General features: G+C 45.5%; 20 protein-coding genes, 1 tRNA gene and 2 pseudogenes. 9 read left to right on the top strand and 14 right to left on the bottom strand.

What is annotated here, in order from left to right; translation table 11 throughout:
* Positions 1-21 precede the first annotated feature (21 nt).
* The 8 genes and pseudogenes from A2F46_RS00555 to A2F46_RS00515 form a co-directional block, all read right to left on the bottom strand.
* A pseudogene (locus tag A2F46_RS00555) lies at positions 22-2,855 on the bottom strand (2-oxoglutarate dehydrogenase E1 component).
* A gap of 195 nt (positions 2,856-3,050) precedes the next feature.
* A complete protein-coding gene (gltA, locus tag A2F46_RS00545; RefSeq protein WP_066565531.1) occupies positions 3,051-4,334 on the bottom strand; it encodes a citrate synthase in 1,284 nt (427 codons plus the stop codon).
* A gap of 57 nt (positions 4,335-4,391) precedes the next feature.
* Positions 4,392-4,637, bottom strand: a complete 246-nt coding sequence (locus A2F46_RS00540; protein ID WP_066565530.1) for a succinate dehydrogenase assembly factor 2 — start codon at positions 4,635-4,637, stop codon at positions 4,392-4,394.
* Positions 4,637-5,341: a succinate dehydrogenase iron-sulfur subunit gene (locus tag A2F46_RS00535; RefSeq protein WP_066565528.1), complete on the bottom strand. Its 705-nt coding sequence runs from the start codon at positions 5,339-5,341 to the stop codon at positions 4,637-4,639. The genes A2F46_RS00540 and A2F46_RS00535 overlap by 1 nt, the downstream gene beginning before the upstream one ends.
* Before the next feature lie 12 nt (positions 5,342-5,353).
* A complete protein-coding gene (gene sdhA / locus A2F46_RS00530; protein ID WP_066565527.1) occupies positions 5,354-7,117 on the bottom strand; it encodes a succinate dehydrogenase flavoprotein subunit in 1,764 nt (587 codons plus the stop codon).
* Complete coding sequence (gene sdhD, locus A2F46_RS00525) at positions 7,114-7,461, bottom strand: succinate dehydrogenase, hydrophobic membrane anchor protein (protein ID WP_066565526.1); 348 nt, start codon at positions 7,459-7,461, stop codon at positions 7,114-7,116. Before sdhD ends, sdhA begins: the two co-directional genes overlap by 4 nt.
* A complete protein-coding gene (gene sdhC, locus A2F46_RS00520) occupies positions 7,458-7,835 on the bottom strand; it encodes a succinate dehydrogenase, cytochrome b556 subunit (protein ID WP_066565524.1) in 378 nt (125 codons plus the stop codon). The genes sdhD and sdhC overlap by 4 nt, the downstream gene beginning before the upstream one ends.
* Before the next feature lie 120 nt (positions 7,836-7,955).
* A complete protein-coding gene (locus A2F46_RS00515) occupies positions 7,956-8,729 on the bottom strand; it encodes a GntR family transcriptional regulator (protein WP_082783519.1) in 774 nt (257 codons plus the stop codon).
* A gap of 222 nt (positions 8,730-8,951) precedes the next feature.
* On the opposite strand from A2F46_RS00515, the pseudogene A2F46_RS00510 reads away from it, so the two are divergent.
* Positions 8,952-9,928 (top strand): annotated as a pseudogene (locus A2F46_RS00510) (malate dehydrogenase).
* A 335-nt stretch (positions 9,929-10,263) separates the two neighbouring features.
* Here A2F46_RS00510 and ppsA read toward each other — a convergent pair.
* Entirely contained in the window at positions 10,264-12,651 is a 2,388-nt protein-coding gene (gene ppsA / locus A2F46_RS00505; protein WP_066565520.1) for a phosphoenolpyruvate synthase, read from the bottom strand.
* A 432-nt stretch (positions 12,652-13,083) separates the two neighbouring features.
* Here ppsA and A2F46_RS00500 point away from each other — a divergent pair, with 432 nt between their 5' ends.
* Positions 13,084-13,905: a pyruvate, water dikinase regulatory protein gene (locus tag A2F46_RS00500; protein ID WP_066565518.1), complete on the top strand. Its 822-nt coding sequence runs from the start codon at positions 13,084-13,086 to the stop codon at positions 13,903-13,905.
* Positions 13,906-14,004: 99 nt separating this feature from the next.
* Here A2F46_RS00500 and A2F46_RS00495 read toward each other — a convergent pair whose 3' ends face one another.
* From A2F46_RS00495 to A2F46_RS00475, 5 genes are all read right to left on the bottom strand, one after another.
* Complete coding sequence (locus A2F46_RS00495; protein WP_066565516.1) at positions 14,005-14,736, bottom strand: ABC transporter ATP-binding protein; 732 nt, start codon at positions 14,734-14,736, stop codon at positions 14,005-14,007.
* The gene (locus A2F46_RS00490; RefSeq protein ID WP_369796291.1) at positions 14,736-15,422 is read right to left on the bottom strand and encodes an ABC transporter ATP-binding protein; all 687 of its coding nucleotides are present in this window, start codon (positions 15,420-15,422) and stop codon (positions 14,736-14,738) included. Before A2F46_RS00490 ends, A2F46_RS00495 begins: the two co-directional genes overlap by 1 nt.
* 101 nt (positions 15,423-15,523) lie before the next feature.
* A complete protein-coding gene (locus A2F46_RS00485; RefSeq protein WP_082783518.1) occupies positions 15,524-16,678 on the bottom strand; it encodes an ABC transporter ATP-binding protein in 1,155 nt (384 codons plus the stop codon).
* A gap of 15 nt (positions 16,679-16,693) precedes the next feature.
* Entirely contained in the window at positions 16,694-17,608 is a 915-nt protein-coding gene (locus tag A2F46_RS00480) for a branched-chain amino acid ABC transporter permease (protein WP_066565514.1), read from the bottom strand.
* A gap of 160 nt (positions 17,609-17,768) precedes the next feature.
* Positions 17,769-18,995 carry a branched-chain amino acid ABC transporter substrate-binding protein gene (locus A2F46_RS00475; RefSeq protein ID WP_231867658.1) on the bottom strand — a complete coding sequence of 409 codons (1,227 nt, stop codon included), beginning with the start codon at positions 18,993-18,995 and terminating at the stop codon, positions 17,769-17,771.
* Between the two features lie 652 nt (positions 18,996-19,647).
* Here A2F46_RS00475 and serS point away from each other — a divergent pair.
* From serS to A2F46_RS13165, 7 genes are all read left to right on the top strand, one after another.
* Positions 19,648-20,958 carry a serine--tRNA ligase gene (gene serS / locus A2F46_RS00470; protein WP_066565510.1) on the top strand — a complete coding sequence of 437 codons (1,311 nt, stop codon included), beginning with the start codon at positions 19,648-19,650 and terminating at the stop codon, positions 20,956-20,958.
* Between the two features lie 77 nt (positions 20,959-21,035).
* Positions 21,036-21,111, top strand: a tRNA-Lys gene (locus A2F46_RS00465).
* A 535-nt stretch (positions 21,112-21,646) separates the two neighbouring features.
* Complete coding sequence (locus tag A2F46_RS00460; RefSeq protein ID WP_082783517.1) at positions 21,647-22,090, top strand: rhodanese-like domain-containing protein; 444 nt, start codon at positions 21,647-21,649, stop codon at positions 22,088-22,090.
* 30 nt (positions 22,091-22,120) lie between these two features.
* Positions 22,121-23,119 (top strand): serine O-acetyltransferase EpsC, encoded by a 999-nt coding sequence (epsC, locus tag A2F46_RS00455; RefSeq protein ID WP_066565507.1) that lies wholly within the window; start codon positions 22,121-22,123, stop codon positions 23,117-23,119.
* A 33-nt stretch (positions 23,120-23,152) separates the two neighbouring features.
* Positions 23,153-24,085 carry a family 2A encapsulin nanocompartment shell protein gene (locus A2F46_RS00450; RefSeq protein ID WP_066565506.1) on the top strand — a complete coding sequence of 311 codons (933 nt, stop codon included), beginning with the start codon at positions 23,153-23,155 and terminating at the stop codon, positions 24,083-24,085.
* Between the two features lie 15 nt (positions 24,086-24,100).
* A complete protein-coding gene (locus A2F46_RS12000; RefSeq protein WP_255358717.1) occupies positions 24,101-25,351 on the top strand; it encodes an aminotransferase class V-fold PLP-dependent enzyme in 1,251 nt (416 codons plus the stop codon).
* A complete protein-coding gene (locus tag A2F46_RS13165; RefSeq protein ID WP_255358716.1) occupies positions 25,348-25,944 on the top strand; it encodes an aminotransferase class V-fold PLP-dependent enzyme in 597 nt (198 codons plus the stop codon). Before A2F46_RS12000 ends, A2F46_RS13165 begins: the two co-directional genes overlap by 4 nt.
* The last annotated feature ends 389 nt before the right edge of the window (positions 25,945-26,333 follow it).

Raw genomic sequence — 26,333 nt, 5'->3', positions numbered from 1 at the left:
TATAAAGTTGTCTCGGCGGGCTTATTTCAAATTCAATGCATCATCAACCAACTGATTGAGTTGCGCTACGTGTTTGCTCATGTACCCCACAGCAGGTGAAGCACTGGATGGGCGGCCAGCAAAAATAACTTTTTGCTTGGTGGTAGACAATTCTTCAATGCGGTGACGTAATTGATACCATGCTCCTTGGTTTTTCGGCTCTTCCTGTGCCACATGATTTCCGTGGCATTGGGATAACGACTCAACTCAGCAGCCACTTGCTCATAAGGAAAGGGATACAACTGCTCCACACGAACCAAAGCAATCTCTTTGCCCAAATCGCGTTCTTGCAAGGCTTTATGAATGTCGTAGTAGACTTGACCAGCACACAGCACCACACGTTTGACCGTGTCTTCATTGCCTCCTGTTTGATCACCGATAACAGGGCGGAACTCACTGCCTTCGGTGAAATCAGTCAACGGGCTCATAGCCTCTTTAAAGCGCAGCAAACGTTTAGACATGAAAATGGCCAACGGTTTGCGAAATGGACGCAGTACTTGGCGACGCAGCACATGGAACATTTGTGCCGCTTCAGAAGGCATCACCACTTGGATATTGTGCTCAGAACACAGTTGTAACCAACGTTCCAAACGGGCTGAAGAATGCTCTGGGCCTTGACCATCGTAGCCATGTGGCAAAATCACGGTGAGGCCACACAAACGACCCCATTTGGTTTCACCCGAAGTAATGAATTGATCAATGGCCACTTGTGCACCATTGGCAAAGTCACCAAATTGCGCTTCCCAAATCACCAGCTGATCGGGGGTGGTACACGCAAAACCGTACTCATACGCCAATACCGCTTCTTCGTTCAGAATGGAATCAATCACCATAAATGGGGCTTGGCCATCGCTCAAATTGCGTAAAGGTACGTATGCGCCAGCATCACTCTTTTCACGGTTTTGATCGTGTAAAACAGCATGACGGTGGGAGAATGTGCCGCGACCAGAATCCTCTCCTGACAAGCGCACACCAATGCCTTTGGTCACCAAACTGGCATACGCCAAGGTTTCTGCCATGCCCCAGTCAACATTCAATTCACCTGCAGCCATGGCTGTGCGATTGGCCAGCAGTTTCTTCACCGTATTGTGGGGTACGAACCCTTCAGGCAACTGTGTGAATTTTTCGGTGAGCCGCTGAATATCAGCGGCAGGCAAAGCTGTGTCTGTGGGTTGATTCCAGTGGTTACCCATATACGGCGTCCAATCAACCGCATGCTTGCGCTTGAAATCAGTGAGCGTGGTTTGCTCAACATGTTCGCCTTTGTCCAAAGCATCTCGATAGGCCTGAATAAAACCTTCCGCTTCTTCCAACGTTACCACCCCTTCGCTTACCAACCGATCTGCATACAATGATCGAGTGCCAGGGTGCTTGTGAATTTTTTTGTACATCATGGGCTGAGTCAACATCGGGTCATCACCTTCGTTGTGACCCAATTTACGGAAGCAAACAATATCCACTACCGCATCTTTGCCAAATTCCTTGCGGTAATCCATGGCCAAGCCCATCACATAACACACGGCTTCCGGATCATCCCCGTTAACGTGGAAAATCGGCGCATCAATCATTTTAGCAATGTCGGTGCAATAAACGGTTGAACGGGTATCGCGCAAATCGGATGTGGTAAAACCAATTTGGTTATTAATGACAATGTGAATGGTGCCACCCGTGGTATAACCTCGGGTTTGCGACAGGTTTAACGTAGCCTGATTCACTCCTAAACCGATGAATGCTGAATCACCATGAATCAGCACGGGCAGTACTGCTTCTCGACCATTTTCACCACGACGGCGCTGACGCGCTCGCACGGAACCTTGCACCACTGGATTCACAATTTCCAAATGCGAAGGATTAAAAGCCAAAGACACATGTATCGGGCCATTTTGGCTCACCACATCCGAACTGAAGCCCATATGGTATTTCACATCGCCACTGGGGAGCTTGGTGGTGGTTTTGCCTTCAAATTCACTGAATAAATCGCGAGGAGATTTCCCTAAAATATTCACCAATATGTTCAAACGACCACGGTGTGCCATGCCCACAATAATTTCTTCAGCACCTTGTCCACCACAATGTTGTACCAAGTAATCCATGGCCACAATGGCACTTTCACCGCCTTCCAATGAAAACCGCTTTTGGCCCACGTATTTAGTGTGCAAATAGCGTTCCATGGTTTCAGCCGCTGTTAATTGACGCAGAATGCGACGCTTCTCTTCAGCATTGTAGCGAGGAGTGGACAAATCCTGTTCCACTCGACGTTGAACCCAGCTTTTTTCTTCTGGCCGAGTGATGTGCATGTATTCCACGCCCACTGTACCGCAATAGGTTTGATCCAATTTGCTGATGATTTCAGAGAGTGGCAATTTTTGACTTTTAGAAAAATTGCTGTCGGCATAGAACTGCACCGCCATATCAGCGTCAGTCAGGTTGTGGTGTGCCGGATCCAGTTGCGCCAAATACTCTTTCGGCCGACGGTGCAACGGGTCGAGATTGGCATTGCGCGAACCCAAAATACGGTAAGCTGACATCAGTCGCAGCACCGACACCTGTTTTTGCATCAAATTAAAATCAACTTCGCCTTTGGCTGCTGCACCACCTTCGCCTTTTTCCTTGGCTAATTTAATAAAAGATTCTTGTATTGGTCGATGAGCAACATCTTTGGCGGTTTCTCCCGGCAAAGCACACACCTTCTCAAAAAAATTCTTCCAGTAGGCGTCGACCGAGTCTGGGTCTTTCAGGTAGCTCTCATACAATTCCTCAATATACGGGGCATTGGCACCGTATAAATAAGAAAGGCTGGTTTGTTCGTTCATCATGGCAAAAGCCTTTTACCTAAATATCAATGGTGGCGGGTACAGCAACACTACCCGTTGGCATGTGCATTTATCACGCGTGAATACTGAGTCATTTCTGAATCGCATGCCGATTCGGTATCACCACGCACCATCGATATGCATGGCGATACCGCATAAGCATAATTCAGGCAGCCGCACAGGCTGCCTGAATCCAGATTAACGCTTATCCAAAGACACATAATCGCGTCGTGCTTCGCCTGTGTACAACTGGCGGGGACGACCAATTTTTTGGTGTGGATCGGCAATCATTTCGTGCCAGTGTGAAATCCAACCCACGGTACGCGCCAACGCAAAAATCACTGTAAACATCGAAACCGGAATGCCCAGAGCGCTTAACACGATACCGGAATAGAAATCCACATTCGGATAAAGCTTACGTTCAATGAAATACGGGTCTTCCAAAGCAATTTTTTCTAAAGCCATGGCCAATTTGAATTTCGGGCTGTCAGTCAAACCCAACTCATCCAGCACTTCATCACAGGTTTGTTTCATAATTTTGGCGCGCGGGTCCATGTTTTTGTATACACGGTGTCCAAAGCCCATGAGACGGTAGCGTTTTTCTTTCACGCCTTGCATGAACTCTTCTACGCGTGAAACATCACCGATTTCATCCAACATTTTCAGCACAGCTTCATTGGCACCACCATGAGCCGGTCCCCACAAACAGGCGATACCGGCTGCCATACAGGCAAACGGGTTGGCGCCGGATGAGCCAGCCAAACGCACGGTTGATGTGGACGCATTTTGCTCGTGATCAGCATGCAAAATAAAAATGCGATCCAATGCACGAGCCAATACTGGATTCACCACATATTCTTCTGTGGGCTTGGCAAACATCATGTGCATGAAATTGGCGGTGTAAGATAGGTTATTGCGTGGGAAATTAAATGGCAGGCCTTTAGAATAGCGATAACACATGGCCGCAATCGTCGGAATTTTGGCAATCAACCGATACTCAGCAATACGACGATGTTCTGGATTACTGATGTCCAAACTGTCTTGATAAAATGCTGCCAACGCGCCCACCACACCCACCATCATTGCCATTGGGTGTGCATCGCGACGAAAACCGCGGAAAAACCAAGTTAATTGTTCGTGCACCATGTTGTGGCGCATCACACCGATCTCAAATTCAGCCCGCTGTTCTTTATTGGGTAGTTCACCATACAACAACAAATAGCAGGTTTCTAAATAATCACTTTCTTCGGCCAATTGCTCGATGGGGTAACCACGATAATACAATTGCCCTTTGTCACCATCAATAAAGGTGATTTTGGATTCACAAGAAGCGGTAGAAGTAAAACCCGGGTCAAAAGTAAATACATCCGCACCAGCATACAGCTTACGAATGTCGATCACATCCGGGCCTAAGGTACCTGATAATACCGGCAGTTCTAATGCGTCTTTACCCTCTATTTTCAATGTGGCATTTTGAGACATCTCTACTCCTTTTTTCTTTTCCAAAACAACAAACCAAGGCTGCCTGAACAGCAGTCCTTAAGCCTGTCTGATTTTATCCAACAAAGGAATCCACTTAGGATTGCTGGGTGGTTCTTTTTGATTCACCAAGGCCAAAAATTCCTGGTCAGGCAAATCGAGTAACGCCACAAAAGACGCCAGCCCATCATCGTCTAACTGCTCGAAGTCTTTGGCCATAAAGCGCTCTAACGCAATATCCAATTCCAACAAGCCGCGGCGGGTGAGCCAGCGAATACGGCGTTTGGCCGCGTCATCAAACTGCATTACACCGCCCGGCGCAGCATCAAATCCTTAATCTTGCCGATGGCTCGGGTAGGATTCAGGTGTTTCGGGCACACATCCACACAATTCATGATGGTATGGCAACGGAACAATCGATATGGATCATTCAGATTATCTAAGCGCTCATTGGTGCGGGTATCTCGGGTATCAGCAATAAAACGATAAGCATTCAATAAACCCGAAGGGCCAACGAATTTATCCGGATTCCACCAGAAAGAAGGACATGCAGTTGAGCAGCAAGCACACAGAATGCACTCATACAAGCCATCCAATTCCTTGCGCTCTTCCTGTGTTTGCAAGCGTTCACCTGTCGGTGCAGCATGATCATTCACCACATAGGGTTTAATCGAATGATACTGATTAAAGAATTGTGTCATGTCGACAATCAAGTCGCGAATAACCGGCAAACCTGGCAATGGACGCAAAACAATGGGTTGTTTTAAATCACGGATATTGGTTAAACAAGCCAAACCATTTTTGCCATTGATGTTCATACCATCGGAACCACAAATACCCTCGCGGCAAGAACGGCGAAACGACAAACTATCATCCTTGGATTTGAGCTTAATAATGGCGTCTAGCAATTTCACATCGGTGGGTTCAATGTCGAGCTCATAATCTTGCATGTACGGCTTGGCATCCACATCCGGATTGTAGCGGTACACTTGGAAGCGAATTTTTTCCATGGTCTGTGTTCCTTAGTAAACGCGTTTGGCCGGTTTAATGTATTCCACGCTTAGTGGCTTTGTGTGTACCGGTTTATATGTCAAACGACGATCAGCGGCATAATACAACGTGTGTTTCATCCAATTTTCATCATCACGATCTGGATGATCGTCAGAAGCATGTGCACCTCGTGATTCTTTGCGTGCTTCAGCGGACACCAAAGTAGCCTGTGCCACTTCAATCAAGTTATCCAGCTCTAATGCTTCCAATCGCGCCGTATTCCATACTTTGCTTTTATCATGAATTTGTGATTTAGCCACACGCGCACCAATCTCAGCAATTTTTTCCACGCCATCACGCAAAATTGCATCAGTGCGGAATACACCCGCATGGGATTGCACACAACGCTGCAATTCTTGCCTCAAATCAGAGACTTCTTCGCCTTGGGTTTGGGTTTCCAAACGATTCAATCGCGCCACCGTTTGTGCTTCCGCATCCGCTGGCAAATCTTTAAATTCACCATAATCTTTAATAAATTCGATCATGTGATCACCAGCTGATTTGCCAAACACCACCAGATCCAACAATGAATTGGTACCCAAGCGATTGGCGCCATGCACAGAAGCACAAGCACATTCGCCTGCCGCATAAAAACCGCGCACAGGTGCCTCCAATTCATCACCTTGGGGTATCACCACCTGACCGTGATAATTAGTAGGTATGCCACCCATCATGTAATGCGTGGTTGGTACAACAGGAATCGGGTCCTTAATTGGATCTACACCTGCAAACTGAATGGCAATTTCACGGATACCTGGCAATTTCTCCAGAATTTTTTCAGCACCCAAGTGATCCAGCTTCAACAACACATGATCTTTGTGTTTACCCACGCCACGGCCTTCGTGGATTTCCATGGCCATGGCCCGTGACACGACGTCTCGAGAAGCCAAGTCTTTCACTGTCGGTGCATACCGCTCCATAAACCGTTCGCCTTCCGAGTTCAGCAAAATGCCGCCTTCACCACGCACGCCTTCAGTAATCAATACCCCGGCACCAGCCACGCCCGTGGGATGAAATTGCCAGAACTCCATGTCTTCTAAAGGAATCCCTGCACGAGCAGCCATGCCCAAACCATCACCTGTATTCATATAAGCGTTAGTGGAAGACGCATAAATCCGCCCTGCACCACCCGTTGCAAACAACACGGCTTTGGCATGTAAAATGTAAACATCTCCAGTTTCCATTTCCATGGCAGTTACACCCACCACATCGCCATCGTCATCGCGTATCAAATCAAGTGCCATCCACTCGACAAAAAACTGAGTTTCTGCACGCACGTTTTGCTGATACAGGGTATGCAACATGGCATGGCCGGTGCGGTCAGCCACTGCGCAGGCACGTTCAACAGCCCGTTTGCCATGATCGGCAGTATGGCCACCAAATGGTCGCTGATAAATTTTTCCAGAAGGCACTCGGTCAAAAGGCATGCCCATGTGTTCCAGCTCAATCACTGCTTCAGGAGCACGACGCGTCATAAATTCAATGGCATCCTGGTCACCGAGCCAATCAGACCCTTTTACAGTGTCGTACATATGCCAATCCCAGCGATCTTCCTGCACATTCCCCAGTGATGCAGAAATCCCCCCTTGCGCTGCCACTGTATGTGAACGGGTTGGGAATACTTTTGACAGAACCACGGTATTCAAACCGGCTTTAGACAATTGCAAGGCCGCACGCAAACCTGCACCACCACCGCCCACAATCACGGCATCAAAACGACGAACAGGCAAACTCATGCTAACCCCCAAATGACTTTAACAGAATAAACCAAGCAGCCAACCAACCACAAAATGGTGGCCACATGCATAAATAAACGCAGGCCCAATGGTTTAATGTAATCCATCCATAGGTCACGAACCCCTACCCAAGCGTGCAACATCACAGCAATCACAGCAATTTGAGTAACCAAACGCACCCAAGTTTGCGCAAAGAATGACTGCCAATCAGCATATGTGTTAGGCAAGCAAATAATCGCCGCCAATAAGAACACGGTGTAAACCAACATCAGTACTGCCGTAATGCGCTGCATTACCCAATCGCGCAAGCCATAGTGTGCGCCAGTCAATTTGCGATCGATCATAATATGCACACTCCTGCAATAATGATGGTCAAGACAATGGCCGCAACAAACACCACTTTGGCTGTTATCCGCGCGGTCGGTAAATCCAAACCTTTATGTACATCCAAGAGCAAAAAGCGGATACCAGCCAAACTGTGGTGCAAATAAGCCCACAACAAACCGATGAGAATAATAATAACCAAAGGGTTGTGCACCCATTGCTGGTATGCATCAAATGCAGACTCTTGCGACAGCGTGCCCGAAAATAGCCACAGCACCAATGGCAGGCAGATAAATAGCCCTACGCCACTGACGCGGTGCAAGATAGAAACAATCCCAGGAATTGGCAGGCGTATGCTTGCCACATCCAGGAACTTCGGCCTTTCTTTTTGCATCACAATTCCTCTATTTCTGTAGATTCATTAAACTCAAAACCAGCGACCTTCTAGGGCCGCGCCAACCAATAATTTACAACCGATAACGCACTTCAAACAAGTAAATTCATGCAGGCAACATCATACCTCGGCATGCATTCCTTCCAATTGCAAAGCAATATGACCAAAACACAAAAACCGACGACGCCACTCCACCAATGCCCCATTTTCATTAGTGCTTAAACGTCCCCAGCACACGCAAGCCTCTGACTCACTATGCTTCAGCAATTTTTGCTGGTCTTTATTCAGATACTGCATCCATAGACATTGCTGCACCCCATTCAATACCATTTGGTATTGCTGCAACAAAAAGCCGTAAAAACTACCACGCCGATGGACAAAATGAATATTTAATTCAGGCAAGATCGCCATTGGCAAAAAAGCCTCATCCAAAGCCACTACTTGATAACCATTGCGCCAAAGAGCCACAATTTTCCAAACAGACTCTGCTAATCTCAACTGCAACTGCTGAGCGGTTTCCGCATCAGCGCTCTCGGCAGTTACACTTAGAATCTCCACCACTGGCCAATTGACCATCGGACTCAATTTTGACTGCGATGGCGATGGAACCAACGGATAATCCCCCCAGTCCCAGTTTTTATGTGTAACCAGGGTGCCAATACCTTGCTGGCGCTGCAACAAACCACGCAGTACCAGTTCATTTAGGCCCTTTCGAATGGTTCCTTGGCTAACCTGCCACTGCCGCGCCAAATCCCATTCACTGGGTAAATATTGACCCGGTTTTAGTTGCCCACTAGCCAATTGCTGCATAATCCGCTGCATCACTATCTGATACAGCGCCAAGCGATTCGGCAATGGCTTAGATTTCGCGCTATTGTACGTTTTTTGTGGCATGTGTAAATAAAGTCTTATATAAGATATAAGAATTATAACCTAAAATATACCTAAACATGGGAATTTGCGTACACCAGCTCGCTTTTCTATTGGCATGCACCTATTTTTTGGTATGATGTGGCGGTTTTGAAAGTGAACTCAAATATCAAAATTAAACACTTCATTTGGTGATGCACATTCACAGCCAGCCAACATGAATAATTTATAATTAGGAGATTCTGAATGAACGCACCTGTACGAGTAGCCGTTACCGGCGCAGCGGGACAAATAGGTTATGCCTTGTTGTTTCGCATTGCCAGTGGTGAAATGCTGGGTAAAGACACCCCGATTATTTTGCAACTATTGGATCTGCCTCAGGCACAAAATGCCGTTCACGGTGTGATGATGGAATTGCAAGACTGCGCTTTTCCATTATTAGCAGGCATGATCGCATCCGACGATCCAGAAGTAGCGTTTAAAGATGCAGATATTGCCATTCTAGTGGGTGCACGTCCGCGTAGCAAAGGCATGGAGCGTGCAGACTTACTTCAGGCCAATGCAGAAATTTTTACCGTACAAGGGGCTGCATTAAATAAAGTGGCTAGTCGTAATGTTAAGGTATTGGTGGTAGCAACCCAGCCAATACCAATGCTTACATTGCCATGAAATCTGCACCCGATTTACCAGCACAGAACTTTACTGCCATGCTGCGCCTAGACCACAACCGCGCACTAAGCCAAGTCGCTGAAAAAATTGGTAAGCCAGTTACCAGCATTGAAAAATTATGCGTTTGGGGCAATCACAGCCCAACCATGTATGCTGATTATCGTTTTGCCACCGCTGATGGCGCAAGTATCAAAGATGCCATCAACGACCAAGATTGGAATACAAATGTATTTTTACCCACGGTGGGTAAACGTGGTGCAGCAATTATTGAAGCCCGCGGCCTTTCTTCTGCGGCATCAGCAGCCAATGCTGCCATTGATCATATCCATGATTGGGTATTGGGTACACAAGGTAAATGGGTCACCATGGGTATTCCTTCTGATGGTTCTTATGGCATTCCCAAAGAAACCATATTCGGCTTCCCCGTTGTCTGTGAAAATGGAGTCTACAAAATCGTCGAAGGCTTACCGATTGATGCCTTCAGCCAAGAATACATCAATATTACCTTGAAAGAGCTGGAAGAAGAAAAAGCCGGCGTCGCCCACTTGATATAAAGAATACTACTTACTTCGCACGAGTGCCGTGAATCTAGGCCTTGGGTTTCGATTGAAACCCAAGGCCTTTCTGCTGTATGGATATACACCAATGCCCTATTGATATAAACCAGTTGTACTCACCCCAATTAATGCATCATTAATTCATTGATTCCGTCACCACATTCACAAATTCGCGCACATCAGCAATCTAAATTAATCTTAATTTTGTGTGCGTGGCATGCAGTATAGCCATATGCGCCCCATACTCGCATGGCGCTTACATACATCACAAAGCAGATTTAAGTAGATAAAAAAACCGCTGCTTCCGCAGCGGTTTTCAGGCAACCAATAATTTATTTTTTTAATTCTTTGGCCAAATACAACCATGTTTCAATGACAGTATCTGGATTCAAAGAAATGGTTTCGATGCCTTCTTCCACCAGCCATTTGGCAAAATCTGGATGATCAGAAGGACCTTGACCACAAATACCAACATATTTATTGAGCTTACGACAGGCTTGAATTGCCAAGTGGAACATGACCTTAACTGCCGGATCTCGCTCATCAAATGTACTGGCAATCGGGCCGCCGCTATCTCGATCGACACCCAAGGTCAATTGGGTCATATCGTTAGAGCCAATTGAAAAGCCATCAAAATATTTCAGAAATTGTTCGGCCAGAATGGCGTTGGTGGGGATTTCACACATCATAATCAAGCGCAAGCCATTTTTACCACGCTCCAAGCCATTTTCCTTCAATGCCTTCACAACCCCTTCCGCTTCTTTCAATGTGCGCACAAACGGAATCATGATTTCGACATTGGTCAAACCCATTTCATCACGAACGTATTTCAAAGCTTTGCATTCCAAAGCAAAACATGCTTGAAAATCTTCAGACACATAACGAGCAGCACCCCGGAAGCCCAGCATCGGGTTTTCTTCATGAGGTTCATACAAATTACCACCAATCAAGTTGGCATATTCATTCGATTTAAAATCAGACATGCGCACAATGACTTTTTTCGGATAAACCGATGCCGCCAAAGTAGCTACGCCTTCTGCAATTTTATCGACATAAAAGTCCACCGGAGAAGCATAGCCAGCAATGCGATCCGTAATAATGCCCTTGAGCTCCGGATCTTGTTGCTCAAATGCCAACAGCGCCTTGGGGTGAATACCAATTTGGCGGTTGATAATGAATTCCATGCGCGCCAAGCCAATCCCATAATTTGGCAATCCAGCAAAACTGAATGCCAACTCAGGATTACCCACATTCATCATAATTTTAGCAGGCGCTTCTGGCATGTTGTCCAATGCCACTTCAGTGACATCAACTTTCAGCAAGCCGTCGTACACATAACCAGTATCGCCTTCAGCACATGATACCGTGACTTCTTGGCCATCTTTCAAAATGGCAGTAGCATCACCACAACCGACTACGGCAGGAATACCTAATTCTCGAGCAATAATGGCTGCATGGCAGGTGCGACCGCCACGATTGGTCACAATGGCAGAAGCGCGTTTCATGACTGGTTCCCAATCGGGATCCGTCATATCCGTAACCAACACGTCCCCAGCCAATACGCTATCCATTTCAGATGCGCTTTTGACCAAACGAACCTTGCCTTGACCAACTTTCTGACCAATGGCTCGGCCTTCAGCCACAACCGTCGATTTATTGTCAATACGGTAACGGCGCAGTGTGCGGCTCTGATTTTCTTGAGACTTCACCGTTTCTGGACGCGCTTGCAATATATACAGCTTACCGTCGACACCATCACGACCCCACTCAATGTCCATCGGGCGACCATAATGCTCTTCGATAATCAACGCGTATTTAGCCAACTCAGTGACTTCATCCGCGTTAATGGAAAACTGCTTACGTTCAGCCTCATCCACATCCACTGTTTGAACAGATTTACCTGCCTGAGCCGCATCTGTAAACACCATTTTGATCAGTTTAGAGCCCATGGTTTTGCGCAAAATAGCTGGCTTATCAGCGCGCAAAGTCGGTTTATGAACATAGAACTCATCTGGATTGACAGCACCTTGCACCACGGTTTCACCCAATCCATAAGAAGCAGTCACAAACACCACTTGGTCAAACCCAGACTCAGTATCCATCGTGAACATAACACCAGCAGCGCCTTTATCGGAGCGTACCATGCGTTGTACACCAGCAGACAAAGCCACAATATCGTGTTCAAAACCTTTATGGACACGATAAGAAATCGCACGATCATTGTATAAAGAAGCAAACACCCAATGCATGGCTTCTTTCACGTTATCCAAGCCACTGATGTTCAAAAATGTTTCTTGCTGACCAGCAAACGAGGCATCCGGCAAATCTTCTGCGGTAGCAGAGGAGCGCACGGCTACACAGATATTTTCCGTACCGGCATCCGCTACCATTTTTTCCCAAGCAGTACGAATGTCCTCATCCAGTTCTGGCGGAAATGGTGTATCCATTACCCATTGGCGAATTTCTTTACCCACCCGGGCCAGCTCATTCACATCATCGACATTCAATTCGCTCAAAGCACTGCTGATGCGGTCGCTCAAGCCTTCGTAAGCTAAAAATTTGCGATATGCATCGGCAGTGGTAGCAAAACCACCAGGCACACGCACGCCTTTTTCAGTGAGCTGTGAAATCATTTCACCCAAAGAAGCATTTTTACCACCAACGCTGTCTACGTCGGTCATACGCAGATTTTCAAACCAAATTACGTTATTGCCAGCCATGTTGTCATCCAATGGAGGGAGAAGTTAAACAAAAGTGGCGATATTTTAACGATTCGCTTGCCCAATGTCATGTTTTTTTGCCGCGACAAATCATGACCACACACAGGAAATAGCGTCCAGAATCGTCCACAAAACAGACCTTTATTACCCAATCATGACCGTTCAATTAAGGATTTCATGAACTTAGTCAAAAAACAACCCAGAAAACCGTTACATCAAAACAAATTAAATGGCAAAATCATTGATATTCAGCAACAAAATGCGTCTGAACTACAACCGAATAAACAACAGTAGCATACCCATTCCAGTAAATATGCCAGTCCTTTACAATACGGCCATGCTGTTTCAGGCAGCCTTGACGTTGTAATCGATGCAGAAGGCTTGATACATGAATGCGGTATGCTTAATTCACTCTCTAACCAAAGGAAATTCATGAAACCCGTGCGCCAAGCTTTTTTCGTCTCCGATCGCACCGGCATTACTGCCGAAAGTATGGGCGGAGCTCTGCTCAACCAGTTTGATGAAGTCGAATTCAAAAGAGCCACTTATCCTTTTGTTGACACTGAAGAAAAGGCGCGTGAAACGGTGGCCATGATTAATGAAGTTGCGGCCCACACCGACCACCGCCCATTGGTTTTTTCCAGCATTGTTGATGAAAATATTCGCCAGATCATCAAAACCAGTGAAGGCTTACATTTGAGCTTTTACGATGCTTTTATTGGCACACTGGAAAATGAATTGGGCATCAGTGCCAACCACTCCATTGGGCGCACTCATGGTATCCACGATCCAGTGAAATACGATGCTCGCATGGAGGCTATCAACTTTTCACTCAATCACGATGATGGCATCAGTGATCGTGAGCTCAAAAAAGCAGATGTGATTCTGATGGGCGTCTCTCGCAGCGGGAAAACACCCACTTGCCTATATTTGGCGTTGCAATATGGTATTCGCGCAGCCAACTATCCCTTGATACCTGAAGACTTGCAAACAACAGAGCTACCGCGCATGCTCAAGCCCTTTCAGCATAAACTTTATGGCCTCACCATTGAACCAGAAAGATTGCACTACATCCGCTCTGAACGACGCCCTGATTCACAATATGCCAGCGAGGGCAATTGCCGCACTGAAGTGGGTAAAGCAGAAATGATGTTTCGGCAACACGCCATCCCCTATACCAACACCACGCATAAATCCATTGAAGAATTAGCCGCCAGCATCATGTTGGCCGCTAAATTACAACGTCGGTTCTAAGCAAAAGGCTGCCTGATATTTCAGGCAGCCTTTTGGCCATGCTGCTCACCCACCTGCTATTCAAGCCACTCGTGGGACACGCAGTGTGTATGTATCAAATTAGGCGCCCAAATAAGCTTCTTGAACACGTGGATCGCTGCGCAAAGCCTCAGCGTCACCCGTCATAATCATGTTGCCTGAGTCCATCACATAGCCTCGATCGGCTGCTTGCAAGGCCAAATTAGCATTTTGCTCCACCAAAATTACTGTAATGCCATCTTGTGAAACCTTGTCAATCACTTGGAAAATGGTTTCAGTCAATACGGGTGACAAACCCATAGATGGCTCATCCAAAATCAGTAACTTCGGTTGAGACATCAATGCTCGTCCCATGGCCAGCATTTGCTGCTCACCACCAGACATGGTGCCTGCCAATTGATGAGCGCGTTCCTTCAACCGTGGGAACGTGGTAAATACATAATCGACACCGCGATCAAATTCGGCTTTGTCATTGTGCAAAAAAGCACCCATTTGCAGATTTTCTACAATCGTCATTCGCGCAAAAACACCACGACCTTCAGGCACCATCACCAAGCCAGATTTCACCCGATCCCATGTATTCATGCCTTTCAGCGATTTGCCACGAAATAAGATGTCACCCTTTTTCGGGTTCAATAGACCCATGACGGCTTTTAAGGTGGTGGTTTTCCCTGCGCCATTGGCCCCAATCAGGGTTACCAGCTCTTTTTCATACACATCCATACTCACGCCTTTTACCGCGTGAATACCACCATAAGCTACCTGAAGATCTTGAATACTCAATAGTGGTTGTTGGGTTGTATCCTGCGTCATTAATGTGACCCTCCCAGATAAGCCTCAATTACTTTGGGATCATTGCGCACCACTTCCGGCGTACCTTGTGCCAAAATTTTGCCATAATCCAAAACCGTTAACTCATTACACAAACCCATCACCAACTTCACATCATGCTCAATAATCAGAATGGTGACACCATCATCACGAATCTTGCGCAAGAGCTCAGTGAGTTCCACCTTCTCAGTAGCATTCATGCCTGCAGCAGGCTCATCCAGCGCCAATAATTTAGGTTCTGTTGCAAGTGCACGGGCAATTTCCAAACGGCGTTGGTGACCATAAGAAAGATTACGTGAAACATAATCATGGTATTGGGCAATGCCAACGTATTCCAACAATTCCATGGCTTTCTCGCGAATCTGCTTTTCCTCCTGGCGCACTGATTTCAAACCCAAGATAGAGCCTACTACGCCCCCATGAGTGCGTACATGGCGACCCACCATCACGTTTTCTAAAGCCGTCATTTCGCCAAACAATCGAATATTTTGAAAAGTCCGCGCAATCCCTGCTTGGGTCACCTTGTGTACAGCGGTAGGTTCGTAAGCCTCGCCTTCCAATTTGAATTCACCACTGTCTGGCTCATAAAGCCCCGTAATCACGTTAAAAAACGTGGTTTTCCCTGCGCCATTGGGGCCAATGAGACCATAAACGGTATTGCGTTTCACCTGCAAACCCACATCATTAAGGCTTTTAAACCACCAAAACTTTTATTCACGCCGCTGATAGACAGCATAATGTCTGTATTATCACTCATGGAATACTCCCCTTAAACCACAGTTGTGGTTTTGCCAACCGGTTTGTTGTTGATGTCATCATCCTTTTTCTTAACGCTGCGTTCAGGCCGTGGCCACAAACCGCGCGGGCGGAAAATCATGATTAAGACCATACACAAACCCAATATCAGCTGGCGCAAAATTGCTGAGTCTATGATAATTTTGTCAAATACCATTTCTTGTAGCGGTTCCACCGTAAAACGTAAAAATTCAGGCAACACGCTGAGTAAAACCGCGCCCAGAATGACGCCGGGTATATGACCCATCCCACCCAAAACCACCATGGTCAGTACCACAATCGACTCCATGAATGAGAATGATTCTGGCGACACAAATCCCTGAAACGCCGCAAACATCGCACCAGAAACACCACCAAAAGTCGCGCCCAAAGCAAATGCCAACAATTTAACATTCCGCACATTAATGCCCATAGCCTTGGCCGCAATATCGTCTTCACGCAATGCCATCCATGCGCGCCCTAACCGAGAATTTTGTAAACGATAACAAATAAATATCGTCACAATAACTAGAGCGAGAAACAGGTAGTAATAGAGAAATTCTTTGGTTAAAGCAAAGTCACCAATCTTGATCGTCCGATCCAAGGGATGCCCTAAAATGCTCACTGAATCAATGCGATTGATCCCTCGAGGGCCATTGGTTAAGTTGAAATCATCCTTACCCCAGTTATTCATAAAGATACGAATGATTTCACCGAACCCCAAGGTTACTAACGCTAGATAGTCGCCGCGCAATTTTAAAACAGGCGTACCCAACATAATCCCCGCAATGGCCGCTAAAAAGGCACCAATGGGAATAATGACCCAATAAGGGACATGCACCCCATCAGGAAAATGCTGTTGGAAAATCACGAAGCTATCGGTCAAATGGCCAGAGGCAAGCAATGCGGCAGAATAAGCCCCCACCGCATAAAAAGCGATGTAACCTAAGTCAAGCAGGCCCGCGAAACCCACCACAATATTCAAACCCAGCGCCAACATAATGTACAGCAAAGCCATGTCGACAATGCGCACCCAAGTTGTGCCACCCAATTCTTTGGCGATAAAAGGCAAAATCAACAATAATACGGCACAAATCAATATGCCAATAATCGACTGCTTGGGATTCAATTTATTCAAAAACGGCATCATTCACACTCCTTGGGATTATGCACGGTCGGCCACACGCTGGCCCAGCAAACCGGAAGGTCGGAAAATCAGCACCAATACCAGCACCACAAAGGCAAATACATCTTCGTATTCGGCACTGACATACCCGGCACCCATAGCCTCAACAATACCCAACACCAGGCCGCCTACCAAAGCGCCCGGAATATTGCCAATGCCCCCCAAAACAGCCGCAATAAATGCTTTCATACCAGGAATAAATCCCATATAGAAATGCACTTTGCCGCCATAATTACTGGCAAACAAAACGCCCGCCACCGCCGCCAAAGCTGCACCAATCATAAAGGTTGCAGAAATCACTCGATTGGGATTGACCCCCATCAAAGCGGTAACATTAACATTCTCAGCGGTGGCACGCATGGCTCGACCCAGCTTGGTTTTATTCACCAAGATGAACAACCCGCCCATCATCACAAATGAAACCACAATGATGATGATTTCACGCATGGTTATGCCCACATGCCCAAATAAGTTGATGCGCTGGGATGGAAAAACCTCAGGGAAAGGAAAGTGCTCGCGCCCCCAGACCAGCATAGCAACGGCCTGTAACGTAAATGACATGCCAATGGCTGTAATCAGTGGCGCCAATTTCGGCGCATAACGCAATGGACGATAAGCCAAACGCTCGATCAAAAAGCTAACAATCATACAGGCCACCATGGCCACCAGAATGGCAATGACTAAAGCCAAAGGAGCAGAAAAGCCCAATTTCATCAATACTGTAGTGACCGTCATAGCCACCATGGCACCAATCATAAATACTTCGCCATGGGCAAAGTTAATAATCCCCAAAATGCCGTATACCATGGTGTACCCTAAGGCAATCATGGCATAAAGACTGCCTTTAATCAGCCCATTAATGAGCTGCTGTGTAAACAGGTCTAACGCACCCATAAATCACTCCGTCTGTGTGCTGCCTGAACCAAAGCATCAAACCAATGGCTCAGTCTAATTGGTACCAACTTGTGGCAAGCATAAAAAGAAAACGCCCCGACCCGCACAACCTCACTCAAGTCGAGGCATAACTTTCACCATTTCAATTACGGTTGTAAAGTTATTTCACCACTTCTACCACATTCAGTTTTTTGTCTTTTACTTCAAACAAAGAGATAGCCCCTTGTTTAATATCACCATTTTGGTCAAATTCAACACGGCCAGTCAAACCATCAAAGCTCACTTTGGGCATAGCCGCAGCGATCGCTTCACGATCAACCGAATTAGCAATCTTCATAGCTTCTACAATGGCATAGGTCGCATCATAAGCAAATGGAGAATAAATTTGTACTTTTTGACCTGGGAACGCCTTCTCATAAGCAGCGCTAAAATCAGCACCTTTAGGCATTTGTGCCAAAGGCATACCAGCTTGAGAACAAATCATTCCTTCACCATCATTACCCGCCAATTGAATGAACTTATCAGAACACGCGCCATCATCACTCACCAATTTGGCAGTGATGCCCAGCTCTTTCATTTGTTTCACCAATGTGGCAGCAGTGTCATCCATACCGCCCCAGAAAATGAAATCAGGGTTTTTGGCTTTAATTTCTGTCAGCACTGCCTTAAAATCAGTGGTTTTATCCGTTGCAGCATCACGACTAACGATGGTAACGCTGCTCCCTTTCAATGCTTTTTCAACCTGATCGGCCAAGCCTTTACCATATTGAGTGGCATCATCCAGCAATGCTACTTTTTTACCACCATTTTTAACAATGTATTGTGCCAAGGCAGGACCTTGTTTAGCATCAGTGGCCACCACACGATATGCACTTACATGCCCATCCGGGGTTTTGCTGCTTTTCAACGTATAGTCGGGATTTGTTGAAGAAGGAGAAACCTCTACCATGCCTGCATTGGCATATACAGTACTGGCAGGAATAGACACACCAGAGTTTAAATGGCCAACCACACCGACAACGCCCGCATCAACCAATTTCTGCGCAACAATCGGGCCTTGTTTTGGGTCTCCGGCATCATCCTCACCATCCATCACCAATTTGACTTTTTTACCATCAATGGTCAAATCCCCTTTGGCATTGATGTCTTGAATGGCTAGAGCCACACCATTTTCATTGTCTTTACCCAAGTGAGCAATGCCACCAGTTTTGGGTGCAGCACTACCAATTTTCACGCAAATTTCATTCTCAGCCAATTTACCGCAATCGGTTGAGGCGCTCGTATTAGAACTTCCAGTAGCACCTGAAGCACTTTTCTCACCTTGACCACCACAGGCTGCCAACATCAAAACTGCGGCAATCGGGGCTAATTTAAAAAGATTGTTCATCAACATTCCTCCAAAAAATCCACATTAATATGGACCAAGCAGTTTAAGAAGCAAAGTAAAACACCGTTAATCACCGATTCCGCCCACCGCAACAGTAGGGGTCACACATGAATTGGGCACTATCCTGCCGAAAAACAAAACGTGACGCAAGAAAAAAATTTAATTCATATCTAAATAAAATAATCATCTGTGATGTAATAATTCGTTCATAATGAAACGGAATTAAGACAAAGCTATATGTAAAGCTGAAACGAAACATCGTTTACACAACTTTTCTTTCCATGGCTTATATCACCACCCTGCCAAAATATTCTTTAAATCAATCAGAAACCAAAATAAAAGATATCAATAACAACCATAACATCCTTATTTCTCAATACATCACTTCACATTTTTTAAAGTAACGTAACAATATAATTTAAATAAACGGAGAAATTAAACCAAGACATTATTAGAGTTTATACTTTAATTTAAACTGATGCAGTTCCGGTACCGACATCCTAATTTAACGATATTGGCAATGACTTATCTCCCTTTCAGGCTACCTAAAGACCGAAGTAGCATCATCATCGCAGCCTCATGAGTCTTTTCGCCTTTACCGACGCTTTCGTTTAAAATAGGATTTTCGCGATTAACTTGAGATTCAGTCACCATGCTAGACATTCAACTCCTGCGGCAAAACATTGACGCTGTAGCCACGCAATTATCTGAACGCGGATTCGCTTTGAATACAGCCGCATTTAATCAGTTAGAACAAGAACGCAAGCACTTGCAAATGAAGACTGAAGAGCTGCAAGCTTTGCGCAACAGCACTTCCAAACAAATCGGCTTATTCAAAAGCCAAGGCAAACAAGCTGAGACCGAGGCTGCCATGGCAGAAGTCGCCCAAATTAAAATAGATTTAGAGCAAACCGAAGCGGCTTACCAAACCGCACAAAATCAAATCAACGATATTGTGCTCAGCATTCCCAATCTGCCTCACACAAGTGTGCCTATTGGTAAAAATGAGCAGGATAATGTAGAAATACGTCGTGTAGGCCAGCCTAGGCAGTTTGATTTTGACATCAAAGATCATGTTGATTTAGGTGAGCCATTGGGCTTGGACTTCAAAACCGCATCTGCATTTTCAGGAGCTCGTTTTTCTCTGATGCGCGGTCCCATTGCCCGCCTGCATCGCGCATTGGCGCAGTTTATGCTGGATACCCATACTCAACAGCACGGCTACACCGAACACTACACACCTTATATAGTGAATCCCGAAATTCTGTTTGGCACAGGCCAACTGCCGAAATTTGCTGAAGACATGTACCGCGTCACCTGCGGCGGCGAAGAAAACGCCCAAGAACAATATTTGATTTCAACCGCTGAAATTACCCTCACAAATACAGTGCGTGAGCGTGTGCTTAACGCTGATAACCTACCTTTAAAATTAACGGCGCACTCACCTTGTTTTCGATCTGAAGCAGGATCTTATGGCAAAGACACACGTGGCCTTATCCGACAGCACCAATTTGATAAAGTGGAAATGGTGCAAATCCGGCGCCCTGAAGAATCTTATGATGCACTGGAAGAAATGGTGGGGCATGCTGAAAAAATACTACAATTATTGGAATTACCTTACCGCGTGATTGTTTTATGCACCGGTGACATGGGCTTCAGCGCCGCCAAAACTTATGATTTGGAAGTGTGGGTACCCGCTCAAAATACATATCGCGAGATTTCGAGCTGTTCCAACTGTGAAGCATTCCAAGCACGACGCATGCAAGCACGCTTTAAAGATGAACATGGCAAAAACCACTATGTACACACCTTAAATGGGTCAGGCTTGGCCGTAGGCCGCACTTTAGTAGCCATACTGGAAAACCACCAAAATGCAGATGGCAGCATCCAGATACCCGCTGCATTACAACCTTATTTAGGTGGAATGACGGTATTACAAGCTTCCAGCACACCTGTTGCCTAACACAGGTTTAGGCTGCCTGAAAGCTCTTTTTGCCATTGCAGCTTTATTCAGACTGGCGTAGAATGCGCCACTCATTTGGGTCGTTAGCTCAGTTGGTAGAGCAGTGGACTCTTAATCCATTTGTCCAGGGTTCGATCCCCTGACGACCCACCAAAAATTAAAGCGTTTGTGATTGATTCACAGACGCTTTTTTCAATACCCATCGGCATGCATTGAATTTTCTTTGTTCTACATTAGCCCCTCTTTTCGACATTTGTTTCTTTTTCTCGTGATTTTGTAAATCGATATAGCTGCGCGATAGCCTTGTCGCAGATTTTCATTTTTATGTCACAGTATTGCTGCCGTAACTTGCACGCGATTTGTTACATGAAAATACCATTCATAATTTCTCTGTGATCCACTTCAAGATCGACAAATGCCTAACATTTCAACCACCCCTAACTTCTGCATGATTAACCTCATCCAGCTCTTTAATAAGCTTACCATCCGTAATCATTCTGATTCCCTCAACCATCAAGCTATCTATCTTTTGCATTACTGCATGCCAGTTAATTTAAGGACGGATCATGATCATTAGGGATATGACTAATAGATGAATAGTTATAAACAAAGGCAATAATATTATTTTTTTTCAGTAAATCAAGCTGCTAATATTTTCTTAATCCGAAAACATTCTAGGAGCTCGCTCATGTCAACCATTCTGCAATTAAAGCCACAATCTTTCTCAATAGATACCCTACCCAGTCTTGGTGAAGCCATTGATCCAGTTGGAGCATGGCAGTTAGTCCAACAAGGATTAGCAAAATTAGTAGACATACGCAGCCATGAAGAACGCACATTTGTGGGCTACATCCCTGAAATATCCCATGTACCTTGGGCCAATGGAACCAAACTTAACCGTAACCCACGTTTTGCCCGCGAGCTGGCTGCACAAGTCAATAAAAATGACGTAGTTCTGCTGATTTGCCGGAGTGGCAAACGTTCAGCATTAGCAGCGCAAGAAGCCATCAAACATGGCTTTAAGCATATTTATAGTGTTGCGGAGGGTTTCGAAGGAGATCTAGATGAATATGGTCATCGAGGTGGTTTCAACGGCTGGCGTTTCCATCATTTGCCATGGCAACAAGACTAAAAAAACCAGCACATCTAAAGGAACACCATTATGAGCACCATTAAAACATCTCTGCTTAGAGAAGATGAACAGCGTTCAGCAGCAACTCCGCCCACTCTGAATATCTTGTTGGATGAGACAGTTACAAGCTTACAAAATATACGCAAGCAATGGCGCAGTATTCAAGGTCGCAAGGAATTCATTAATTTAGCACTGCCATCACCCTCGTTATTACAGCAAATCATAATTCATTTAAAAACGGCTTTATTCCCACGCCGCTTAGGCCGAATTGATTTGGAAACACATGATGAAGACAATTTTGTGCGGCAGCACCTACTAAGCGGATTACTTGATTTGCAACAACAAATAAATTTGGAAATCCGTCACAAGGCCGCTTTAGCTGACGAATATTTTAATATAGCCGAGCTAAAAAACAAAGTTGACGCCATTCTAAAAGATTTATTAACACAGCTACCATCGATTCGAAGCATTTTGGAAGAAGATTTACTGGCCGCCTTGCGTGGAGACCCCGCATCCAAAAGTACCGATGAGATTTTGCTTAGCTACCCAGGCTGGAATGCCATCTTTCATTATCGCTTAGCACATTTTTTTTATGGGCACGGCTTAAATATAGTCGCAAGAGTCATCGCTGAACTGGCTCATGGAGACACGGGCATCGATATTCACCCTGGCGCGCAAATTGGTTCTGGTTTGTTTATTGATCATGGTACAGGCGTTGTCATTGGTGAGACCGCTATTATCGGTAAAAACGTGCGTATCTATCAGGCAGTTACCCTAGGGGCTAAACGGTTTACCGAAGATGAAAATGGTCATTTGCACAAAGGCCAAGCACGCCACCCCATTATTGAAAACGATGTGGTGATTTACGCCGGTGCCACTATTTTAGGCCGTGTCACCATAGGCAGAGGTTCAATCATTGGAGGCAATGTATGGCTCACTCACAGTGTGCCAGAAGGCAGCCAAATTTCTCAAGCAGTAACCCGCAATGCCAGTCCCGATGAGTTTTTCATCAATGGTGCTGGTATTTAACAACCCACTGTTTTTATTTAGGAAAATAACACCATGTCTGAAAATGCAAACCCACAACTAGCCTTAGGCGACAGTGCCGCAAGACAATTAGCAAATGCCACCAAAACAGCCCCCATTCTGGAAACCATTTCGCCACGCTGGTTAACTTTATTGCTGCAATGGATTCCCGTAGAGGCTGGCATTTACCGCCTAAATAAAGTCAGTAATACGGATGAATTGAAAGTAAAATGCGCCAAACGCGATCAATCGGATGAATTACCGACAATTTATGCAAATTATGATGAAGCACCGCGCGAATATTTTCTTAATTCAGTCAGCACCATTGTAGATATCCACACACGTGTCAGCGATTTATACAGCAGCCCATTTGATCAAATCAAAGAACAGCTGCGTGTTTCAATAGAAACCATCAAAGAGACTCAGGAATCCCAACTCATCAGTAATCCAGATTATGGTTTGCTGGCTAATGTTCATCCCGATCAGGTAGTGTACCCGTTATCCGGAGCGCCTACCCCAGATGATCTGGATGAACTACTCATCAAAGTATGGAAAGAACCGGCATTTTTCCTCACCCACCCATTAGCCATTGCGGCATTTGGTCGTGAATGCACCCGCCGTGGCGTACCACCTGCCACAGTTAGTTTATTTGGTTCTCAATTCATCACTTGGCGAGGTATCCCTCTGATTCCAAGTGACAAGGTGCCTGTGGCCGATGGCAAAACAAAAATCCTGCTATTGCGTGTTGGTGAAAAACGCCAAGGCGTAGTAGGCTTGTTTCAACCAGGGGTCCCTGGGGAGCAATCACCTGGCCTTTCCGTTCGATTTATGGGCATCGATCGCAACGCCATATCTTCTTATTTGATTTCTCTATATTGCTCTTTAGTGGTGCAGTCAAAAGATGCACTGGCGGTTTTAGAAGATGTTGAAATCGATAAATTTTATGACTACGAACAAAATTACAAATAATTTAGGAGGCCAGACATGACGATTGCTACAACGACTCTGCCAGGGTCGTCCTTGCCTGACGGCATTGTAAATAATGAATTAGAGGTAATTGCGGCAGCAGCCAATGCTTTATTTAAGGAAACCAAGGAAAGCCGACAATTAGATAATGATGATACCACTGCTATCAAAAATGAATTGGTTAAAGCCTGGCAACCACCCGAAGGATTTAAGCAACATGATGCCCACACTCCAAAGCGCCAATGGTTGCCCGCCAGCCCAGATGAAACCCTTCCTCATTGGCCTGAATTACAGACCACAACAGCCAGCCAAAATATTCAGGCCACGCCATTGGCTAGCTCTTCATCGCACATCACCAATGCACCAAAGGCAACGCCATCAAGCGTGGTTCATATTGACCAAAAAGAAGTGCCACATATCGATAGTCTGAACCAGCCTTGGCAAAATCAGAATGCTTTTGGCTTTCTCGACGATGCAGCAATCAACCATTTGGCACACTCCTCAGAAACCGCTTTACCTAAAAATCATACTTTAGGTCAGCGCAATAGCCAATTGAATCAATATAAACAACCGCAAACATCCCAACATAACCCGTTTTATTTTGTAACACCACAGCTAATCCCCACCAATAAAACACAACATAGTACTGTATTCCCTGTTGATCGCATTCGCTGTGACTTCCCCATTTTGAACGAACGTGTGAATGGTCAACCATTAGTTTGGTTTGATAATGCAGCCACCACGCAAAAACCTCAGGCGGTTATTGATCGGGTGGCCTATTTTTATGCCCACGAAAATTCCAATATCCACCGCGCTGCACATGAAATAGCCGCAAGAGCAACGGATGCATACGAACATGCTCGCGACACAGTCCGCCGCTTTATAGGAGCTGCATCCGCCGACGAGATTATTTTTGTGCGCGGTACCACGGAAGGCATCAATTTAATTGCCAACACATGGGGGCAAGAAAACATTGCAGCCGGTGATGAAATCATCGTATCTCACTTAGAGCACCATGCCAATATTGTTCCTTGGCAAATGCTGGCCACACGCACAGGAGCAATAATTAAAGTCATTCCTGTGGACGATGATGGGCAAATTATTCTGTCTGAATATCAAAAGCTATTGAGCAAACGCACCAAACTCGTAGCAGTAACCCAAGTATCCAATGCATTGGGTACGGTAACGCCGATGGCTCGCATCATTGCGTTAGCTCATCAAGCTGGCGCTTTAGCTTGGTTGACGCAGCACAATCTATCGCTCATATGACAACAAATGTGCAGGCGCTGGATGCAGATTTTCTGGTATTTTCGGGACACAAAATATTTGGTCCCACTGGCATTGGTGCCGTGTATGGCAAGAAACGTCTGTTACAGGAAACAGGCCCTTGGCAAGGTGGGGGCAATATGATCGAGGATGTGACATTTGAACAGACCCGCTACCATAAACCACCTACTCGTTTCGAAGCTGGCACTGGCAACATCGCTGACGCCGTTGGTTTGGCCAGCGCATTGGAATATGTGGAAAAAATTGGGATTGAGGCCATACATGATTACGAACATCAGCTATTGCAATATGCCAGCACAGGTTTACAAAACATACCTGGTTTGCGTTTGATTGGTACGGCACGAGAAAAAGCCAGCGTGTTGTCTTTTCTGCTCAAAGGATTTAGTCCAGATGAGGTGGGGCAATACCTTAATCGCCAAGGGATTGCCGTGCGGACAGGACACCACTGTGCTCAACCTATTTTACGTCGATTTGGCGTGGAACAAACGATTCGACCATCCTTGGCTTTTTACAATACTCATGATGAAATTGATTACTTGGTGCATCATTTAAAGAGACTAAGTAAACAACATTAATCTACTAACTTTTTTTGCTGGCCATCAACTTGTGCATTTAGAAGCTGCGTTAACATCATTTAAGGCAGCTTTTTTTTGATTTTTAATTGAAATATCTAAAAAACCAATAAGTTGAGATATTTATTCACGGACCAAACATACACAAGCTGCTGATCACATTGAAGCCAGCTTAGACACTCCCTCAATGTGCAACAATGAGCTTCAGATGATGCAAATTTTCATAGAGCGCCATCATACTGATCGCGATTGACGTGAAATTGAACAATCATATTGTTGACTATATTTACTTACAGTCAATGAAAAAAATTTATTAATGGCGCATTATGTAAACCTTTTGTGAAAGGCACATTCTGGAATCCTTTTCTCCAAAAATCATTCCATACATAATC

It is taken from the genome of Snodgrassella sp. CFCC 13594 (assembly GCF_001590725.1).
Taxonomy (GTDB): domain Bacteria; phylum Pseudomonadota; class Gammaproteobacteria; order Burkholderiales; family Neisseriaceae; genus Snodgrassella.
This window is presented reverse-complemented; position numbering and strand designations above follow the sequence as displayed.

Coding starts and splice junctions, on each gene's coding strand:
- A2F46_RS00515 (WP_082783519.1), bottom strand. CDS start 8,729: ATGCCACAAAAAACGTACAATAGCGCGAAATCTAAGCCATTGCCGAAT.
- A2F46_RS00485 (WP_082783518.1), bottom strand. CDS start 16,678: ATGATGCCGTTTTTGAATAAATTGAATCCCAAGCAGTCGATTATTGGC.
- A2F46_RS00480 (WP_066565514.1), bottom strand. CDS start 17,608: ATGGGTGCGTTAGACCTGTTTACACAGCAGCTCATTAATGGGCTGATT.
- A2F46_RS13165 (WP_255358716.1), top strand. CDS start 25,348: ATGACAACAAATGTGCAGGCGCTGGATGCAGATTTTCTGGTATTTTCG.
- A2F46_RS00495 (WP_066565516.1), bottom strand. CDS start 14,736: ATGACGCAGGATACAACCCAACAACCACTATTGAGTATTCAAGATCTT.
- A2F46_RS00475 (WP_231867658.1), bottom strand. CDS start 18,995: ATGAACAATCTTTTTAAATTAGCCCCGATTGCCGCAGTTTTGATGTTG.
- sdhC (WP_066565524.1), bottom strand. CDS start 7,835: ATGCAAAAAGAAAGGCCGAAGTTCCTGGATGTGGCAAGCATACGCCTG.
- A2F46_RS00450 (WP_066565506.1), top strand. CDS start 23,153: ATGTCTGAAAATGCAAACCCACAACTAGCCTTAGGCGACAGTGCCGCA.
- sdhA (WP_066565527.1), bottom strand. CDS start 7,117: ATGAGTTTGCCTGTTCGTCGTTTTGATGCCGTGATTGTGGGCGGTGGT.
- A2F46_RS12000 (WP_255358717.1), top strand. CDS start 24,101: ATGACGATTGCTACAACGACTCTGCCAGGGTCGTCCTTGCCTGACGGC.
- ppsA (WP_066565520.1), bottom strand. CDS start 12,651: ATGGCTGGCAATAACGTAATTTGGTTTGAAAATCTGCGTATGACCGAC.
- sdhD (WP_066565526.1), bottom strand. CDS start 7,461: ATGATCGATCGCAAATTGACTGGCGCACACTATGGCTTGCGCGATTGG.
- serS (WP_066565510.1), top strand. CDS start 19,648: ATGCTAGACATTCAACTCCTGCGGCAAAACATTGACGCTGTAGCCACG.
- epsC (WP_066565507.1), top strand. CDS start 22,121: ATGAGCACCATTAAAACATCTCTGCTTAGAGAAGATGAACAGCGTTCA.
- A2F46_RS00500 (WP_066565518.1), top strand. CDS start 13,084: ATGAAACCCGTGCGCCAAGCTTTTTTCGTCTCCGATCGCACCGGCATT.
- gltA (WP_066565531.1), bottom strand. CDS start 4,334: ATGTCTCAAAATGCCACATTGAAAATAGAGGGTAAAGACGCATTAGAA.
- A2F46_RS00460 (WP_082783517.1), top strand. CDS start 21,647: ATGTCAACCATTCTGCAATTAAAGCCACAATCTTTCTCAATAGATACC.
- A2F46_RS00535 (WP_066565528.1), bottom strand. CDS start 5,341: ATGGAAAAAATTCGCTTCCAAGTGTACCGCTACAATCCGGATGTGGAT.
- A2F46_RS00540 (WP_066565530.1), bottom strand. CDS start 4,637: ATGCAGTTTGATGACGCGGCCAAACGCCGTATTCGCTGGCTCACCCGC.